This window comes from Synechococcus sp. BA-120 BA3 (assembly GCF_034931285.1).
GTDB lineage: Bacteria > Cyanobacteriota > Cyanobacteriia > PCC-6307 > Cyanobiaceae > Cyanobium.
On sequence record NZ_JAYGHZ010000336.1, the window covers coordinates 1 to 6,542 of the forward strand.

Consider the following 6,542-nt stretch of genomic DNA (forward strand, 5'->3'; position numbering starts at 1 on the left):
GATGACGTCGGAGCGTGAGGGCTTTCCGGTGCCTGGGGTGCTGCCTGCGGTGGTGGGGACGCTTCTGGTGCTGCAGGCGGGCCCTGGGGAGGGAGGGAGATTCCTGCCGGGGCGTTGGCTGGAGCGGGAACCCCTGCGCCTGCTGCTGCAGGCGGTGGCCGACAGCCTCGGCGCCCTGGCGGCGCCCCGGCTGAGCGGCGTGCTGCCCCTCGATGCCGGCGAGCGCTGGCAGGTGCTGGGCCTGACGGCCGACCCCGGCGTGCTGGAGATCAACCTGCCCGTCTGCCACAGCTGGACGAAGTACCGCCGCTGGCTGCAGCGGCTGGAGGAGGCCGGGGAGCGGGTGGGGCTGCGCAGCTGGAAGGACCTGGGCGACGGCCGCCAGGAGGGCACCGGCGGCGGCAACCACCTGCTCTGGGGTGGCCCCGACCTGGCCCACCATCCCTTCTTCTCCCGGCCGGCCTGGCTGACGGGGATCCTGCGCTACTGGCAACGGCACCCGTCCCTGGCCTATCTGTTCTGCGGCCCCGGGGTGGGCCCGTCCTCCCAGTCGCCCCGGCCGGATGAGGCGATCGGCGAATGCTTCGACCTGGAGCTGGCCTACCGGGCCATCGAGCAGGCCGAGGGCCAGCCCACGGATGAACCCTTCGGCGATGTCCGGGGCCTGATCGGCGAGACGCTGCGCCATCTCCACGCCGACCGCAGCGGCAACAACCACCGCAGCGAGATCAGCTTCGACAAGTTCTGGAACCCCGGAGCCCCGGCCGGCTGCCTGGGCCTGGTGGAGTTCCGGGCGCTGGAGAGCCTGCCCCGCATGGAGTGGAGCAGCACCATCGCCCTGCTGTGGAGCGCCCTGGCGGCCCACCTGCTGGAGCCCCGCCACCGGCCCGACCGCCTGCACGACTGGGGATCAGCCCTGCACGACCGCCAGCTGCTGCCCAGCCAGCTGTGGGCCGACCTGGAGGCCATCCAGGCCGACCTGGCGGCCGATGGCCTGGCCCTGGATCCGGCGCCCTTCCGCGCCATCTGGGAGTGGCGCTTCCCGCCCCTGCTGCGCTGGCAGGCGGGAGGCGACCCCGACGGCACGGCGCCCGCCCTGGAGCTGCGGCCGGCTCCCGAGCCCTGGCCCCTGATCTGCGACACCCCGGTGCAGGGTGGGTTCACCAGCCGCTTCATCGACGGTTCCCTACGCCGTTTCGAGGTGCTGGCCAATGGGGCCTTCCGCCGCGACGGCCGGCTGTTCATCAACGGCCGGCCCCTGCCCCTGGAGCCCGAAGCCGACGGGGCCGGCCCGCCGCTGGCGGTTCGCTTCCGCTTCCAGCGGCTCTACCCGTGCCTGCATCCGGCGATCGCGCCCCACATGCCCCTTGAGCTCCTGGTGCGCACCCCCGATGGCGATCGGGCCTTCCAGCTGCACCCCGAAGGGCACCGCTTCGATCCCGCCCCGGAGCCGCTGAACAGGCCGATGCCCGACGCTCCCCCCTGGCAGGGACGCCAGCGTCCGACGGATCTCACCATCGACCTGCGGATCGACTGAGCCCCAGGAGGCGTCGTCCGTCGCCGTGCCCGACAAGCCCCGAAAACCAAGGTCGGCAGGGCGATCAGGCTGCATTGAATTCTTCTCTTTTCCTCACTTCTGAGGCCCTGGACTTCCCATGTTTCCAGTGAAATCTTCAGGTGTGAGGCCGTCATCCCGCTGCGCTTCAGCCTGGCAGGGGGTTTTCTTCCCCATCCTGGTCAGCAATGAAAACGCTGCCTAAGATCCTTCGTGAATGGAACCGTCAGTGCAATCCTTCTGGTTCAGCACCCCGGCGGAACAGGGGCTGATTCCTTGCGTCGACAGCGTCGGCGATGCACTCCGTTTCGCCGCCGACCTGGGCAGCGACGATCTTGTTGTCCTGGATCTGGCCAGTGGCCATTTCATCGACTGCAATCGTTCGGCCCACGAGCGGCTCGGCTACGCCCGGGAGCACTTCCTCACCCTTAATCCGGCGGCCATCCAGGCGGACGCGGAGCTCGCTGACGACCTGATGCGCGACCAGCTGCGGGTGATGCGGCAGCAGCCCAGGGGCAGCTTCGCCACACGTCACCGGGCCCGTTGCGGCGCCTGCCGGGACGTGTCCGTGAGCTACCAGGTGCTCGACCTCTGCGGCCGGCTGGTGGCCCTGGTGAGCCACCGTGACCGCACGGAACTGGACACGGCCCTGCGGGAAAGCACCCGGCTGGGCTCGCTGCTGCAGGAGGCCGAGCGGCTCACCCATGTGGGCAGCTGGGAGCTGAACCACCGCACCGGGGAACTGCTCTGGTCGAACGAGACCTACTGCATCTTCAACACCACCCCGGAGCTGACGGCCCCCTCCTATGCGTCCTTTCTGCGCACGGTCCATCCGGAGGACCGCTCCCTGGTCGATGCCACCTTCCAGGAGTCCTTCCGCACGGGCCGGCCCTACCGGATCGAGCATCGGCTGCTGCTCGGTGACGGCCTGCTCAAGGTGGTGCTGGAACGGGGGCGCACCACCCGCGGCGACGACGGTGAGCCCCTCACCACGGTGGGCACGGTCCAGGACATCAGCGAACAGCACGAGATCCAGCAGCGGCTGGAGCGCATCGCCTTCGTCGATCCCCTCACCCGACTGCCCAACAAGGCCGCCGCCGTCCGCCAGCTGGCCCGCCTGCTGCGCACGGCCGGCAGCGAGCGCGGCGTCGCCCTGATCAACCTCGACCTCGACAATTTCCAGTCGATCAACAACAGCCTCGGCCATGAAATCGGCAACCAGGTGCTCCAGGCCAGCGGCAGCTGCCTGCGGCACCTGATGCGGCCCGACGACTGGCTGGCCCGGGTGGGCAGCGACGAGTTCATCCTGCTGCGGCCCGTGGCCATGGCCGACCGGGGCGAGGCCCTGCAGTGGGCTGAGCAGATCCGCCGCACCCTCGGCAACACCCCCGGGATGGGTACCGGCCTGGCGGTCCAGCCCAGTGCCTCCCTCGGGGTGGCCCTGGCCCCCGACCACGGCACCGACCCGGACACCCTGCTGCGCTTCGCCAACACGGCCCTGATGGAGGCCAAGCAGCACGGCAAGAACCAGCTGCGCTTCTACACGCCGGAAATCAGCCTGCAGCTGCGCGAGCGCCTCGAGCTGGAGCTCAGCCTGGGCCGGGCGATCGACCGGGAGCAGCTGCGCCTCTTCTACCAGCCCCAGATTGATCGGGGCGGCAGCCGGATCGCCGGGGCCGAGGCCCTGCTGCGCTGGCGTGACCAGAACGGTCGGATGGTGTCCCCCAACGTCTTCATCCCGCTGGCGGAGAAGACCGGCCAGATCCACACCATCGGCCTGTGGGTGATCGAGGAGGCCTGCCGGCAGCTGCAGGCCTGGCATCGCCAGGGGCTGCGGCCGGGGAAGCTTGCCATCAACATCTCGGCCCTGCAGCTGGGGGCCGACCATCCCTCCCTTTCCGAGCTCCTGACCGGGGCGCTGAACACCTACGACCTGGTGCCCGAGAACCTCGAGCTGGAGATCACCGAAACGGCCCTGCTCAATGATCCCGACCGGGCCGGTGAGCAGCTGCGGCAACTTGCCGAGAGCGGCTTCAGCCTGGCCATCGACGACTTCGGCACGGGCTACTCCTCGTTGGCCATGCTCCACTCCCTGCCCCTCGACAAGCTCAAGATCGACCGGTTCTTCGTGGAACGGCTGGGCAACGACGAAGCCGACCTGGCCATCGTCAAGGCCACGATCGTGATGGCCAAGGAACTGGGGCTGATGACCCTGGCCGAAGGGGTGGAAACCGCCGAGCAGCTGCGCATGCTCCAGAACCTCGGCTGCGACCAGTTTCAGGGGTTCCTTCTGGGCCGGCCGATGCCCGCCGAGGCCTTTGGCGCGCTGCTGGGCGGCGTCGCTGCGGCCTGAGGCCTTCTCCTACCAGCTCACCCCGTGCAGCTTGGGCAGGGGGGCGGTCTTGGAGGTGACGGCGAACAGCCGGGGAATGCGGTGGCTGTTGTACACCCGGAACTCGCGCACCACGCTGGCGCCTTCCTCGCGCACGGCCTGGTTGAGCACCAGGGAGCCGTCGGGATCGGAGACGGAGCGGTGGAAGGTGCCGGGAGGAATGCGCAGGATGTCGCCGCCGCAGTCGAGGCGAACGATGTGATAGGGGTAGTTCCAGCCAAGGTTGACCAGGAAAAAGGTGCGGCCGCCATGCATGGCGAGCAGGTTGTCCTCCTGGTGGGGGTGGAGATAGAACTGCCAGCTGCCGGTCTCCTGGCAGTCCGGCGGGCTCACCGCCGGACCCGAGTGGACCACCAGATCCCGCTTGTTTGAGCTGGGCACGGTGATGTCGAAGAACCGCACCGACGGGGTGTCGCGGAACTTCTCGTAGGGGATCAGCTCGAACATCGGAGCGGGCCGGGGACCCTGGCTGGCCCCGGAGGGCCGGTGATCCTGCAGCTCGTCTCTCGACGGGACGGTGGCGGTCATGGGAGCGACTTCGTCAGAAGCCTCTGCGGTCTCTTCAGTGAACCTAATCCTGGCGGGGTCCCACGGTGAGATCGGCTACGAAAGCCCGTGGAGCCTGGGCCAGTTCCAGCGCTGGAGGGGTTCGCCATCCCGACGGGGCGGAGGCCCAACCGCTGCCGGAACTTGCTTGAATGGCCGCTTCATCGGGCCCAGGTTCAGGACGCAGCGCCATGGCCACGTCGTCAATCGTGCAGAGGCTGACCCTGGGCGCTGTCGCCCGCCAGGTCGTCTTCGGAGTCAGCTTCGGCGCCGCCCTCGCCGGTCTTCCGCTCACCGCGCTGGCCCAGAGCCGCCCGCCGGTGTCCCGTCCCACGGTATCGGTGCCGGCGTTCAAGAACACCGTCACCCAGCCCACGTGGTGGTGGCAGGGGCCGGTGGCCGATGACCTGGCCGCCGCCCTGGCCAACGAGCTTCAGGGCACCGGCGCGCTGCAGGTGGTGGAGCGGCGCCAGCTCAAGGACGTGCTCTCCGAGCAGGAGCTGGCGGAACTGGGGATCGTCAAGAAGGGCCCCGACGCCGCCCGCAAGGGGCAGATGCGCGGCGCGCGCTACATCGTTCTGGGCACGGTCACCTCCTACGAGACCAACGTGGAGCAGAAGCAGTCCGGCAGCAGTTTCGGCCTGCTGGGCTTCGGCAAGCAGAACCAGCAGCTGGAGACGAAGGACTACGTGGCGATCGACATCCGGGTGGTGGACAGCAGCACCGGTGAAGTGGTCGGGTCCCGCACCGTGGAAGGCCGCGCCAGCAACACGGCCAGCGCCAGCGCCAGCGGCGTGAACCTGCTGCCGGCGGCGGGTCTGGCCCTCTGGCTGGCGCCGAACATGGGCCGTACCGGCCAGGCCCTCACCGGTGCCGCCGGCACGCTCAACTTCGGCAACAACCAGTCCCAGGCCCAGCGCACCCCCGCCGGCAAGGCCATCCGAGCCGCCCTGGTCGACGCCTCTGAGTACGTGAGCTGCGTCCTGGTGCCCCAGGGGGACTGCCTGGCCCGCTTCGAGCAGCAGGACCAGGAGCGCCGTCAGCGCACCAGGGGTGTGCTGCAGCTGGACTGAGCGCCAGGGTCCGCCCCCCGGCTGCCTAGGGTGCAGGTCCACCCCGGGTCCGGCTCCATGGGCCGCCACGACCACTGTTTCGGCTTCGAGGCCGACTTCGTCGGCGACCTGCGCTGCATTCCGATGGCGGTGCGGCGCAAGCTCGACCTGGTGGGGGTCAAGCTGAAGCTGGTGCACTGGAGCGACCTCGACGAGGGGGAACGGCAGCGGCTGCTCGACTGGCCCGACGACCCCGAGTCCCTGGTGGCGCTGGACCACTGGCTCGCGCAGCGCACGGCCACCATGGCCGCCGGCGCCGCCGGCCGGCTGGAGCCCGCCCGTGGCGCCCCCTGGCAACGGGATGACGCCCCCCCGGAGGTGCTACTGGCCTCCTGCCGCCAGCTGGGGCTGACCCTGCCCCCCCACGCCTGGGGGGAGCTCGATGAGCTGCAGCGCTTCGCCCTGGTGAAGCTCAGCCATCCGGGCCATGAGCACCGCAACCTGCCGCGGGCCCTGGCGGAATTCGGCCTGCTGGCATGAACGGCCTGCGGGCCTGCCTGCTCAGCGGCGGCGCCAGCCGCCGCATGGGCATGGACAAGGCCCTGCTGCCCCATCCGGCCGGGGGCACCTGGCTGGAGTTCAGCCTCCGGCGCCTGGCGGCGCTGCCGCTGCCGATCACCCTGCTCAGTCACCACCGGACCCACCACGCCCTGGCGCGGCCCCTGCGGGACGGGCTGGGCCAGCCGATCACGGTCCTGGAGGAGCCGCCACCCCGGGAGGGGCCGCTGCTGGCCCTCGACCGGCTGATGGCGCACCACCCCGACCAGGGCCTGCTGCTCTGCCCGGTGGACATGCCCTGGCTGGAGACCACCGCCCTTGAGGCCGTGCTGGAGGCCGCCACCCACGCCCTGGCCACCGCCCCGGCCGCCCCCGGCCCCGCCGCCATCCACCTGACCCACGACGGCCGGCGGCTGCAGCCGCTGCTGGGGGTCTATCC

At 70.3% G+C, this 6,542-nt stretch carries 6 protein-coding genes; 5 read left to right on the top strand and 1 reads right to left on the bottom strand.

All coding sequences use genetic code 11. The features are described 5' to 3' along the window. The coding region (locus tag VB737_RS13860; protein WP_500313804.1) for a transglutaminase family protein at window positions 1-1,537 on the top strand (1,537 nt) is incomplete at its 5' end. A gap of 247 nt (window positions 1,538-1,784) precedes the next feature. Continuing rightward, the gene (locus VB737_RS13865; protein ID WP_500313806.1) at window positions 1,785-3,908 is read left to right on the top strand and encodes a putative bifunctional diguanylate cyclase/phosphodiesterase; all 2,124 of its coding nucleotides are present in this window, start codon (window positions 1,785-1,787) and stop codon (window positions 3,906-3,908) included. 9 nt (window positions 3,909-3,917) lie between these two features. On the opposite strand, the gene VB737_RS13870 is transcribed toward VB737_RS13865, so the two are convergent. Continuing rightward, the gene (locus VB737_RS13870) at window positions 3,918-4,394 is read right to left on the bottom strand and encodes a hypothetical protein (RefSeq protein WP_015110109.1); all 477 of its coding nucleotides are present in this window, start codon (window positions 4,392-4,394) and stop codon (window positions 3,918-3,920) included. 290 nt (window positions 4,395-4,684) lie between these two features. Here VB737_RS13870 and VB737_RS13875 point away from each other — a divergent pair, with 290 nt between their 5' ends. The 3 genes from VB737_RS13875 to VB737_RS13885 form a co-directional block, all read left to right on the top strand. Then, the gene (locus VB737_RS13875; protein ID WP_500313808.1) at window positions 4,685-5,566 is read left to right on the top strand and encodes a CsgG/HfaB family protein; all 882 of its coding nucleotides are present in this window, start codon (window positions 4,685-4,687) and stop codon (window positions 5,564-5,566) included. A 57-nt stretch (window positions 5,567-5,623) separates the two neighbouring features. Further along, window positions 5,624-6,085 carry a nitrate reductase associated protein gene (locus VB737_RS13880; protein ID WP_500313810.1) on the top strand — a complete coding sequence of 154 codons (462 nt, stop codon included), beginning with the start codon at window positions 5,624-5,626 and terminating at the stop codon, window positions 6,083-6,085. After that, window positions 6,082-6,542, top strand: a 461-nt coding sequence (locus tag VB737_RS13885; protein ID WP_500313812.1) for an NTP transferase domain-containing protein, incomplete at its 3' end; no start/stop codon positions are given. The genes VB737_RS13880 and VB737_RS13885, both read left to right, overlap by 4 nt.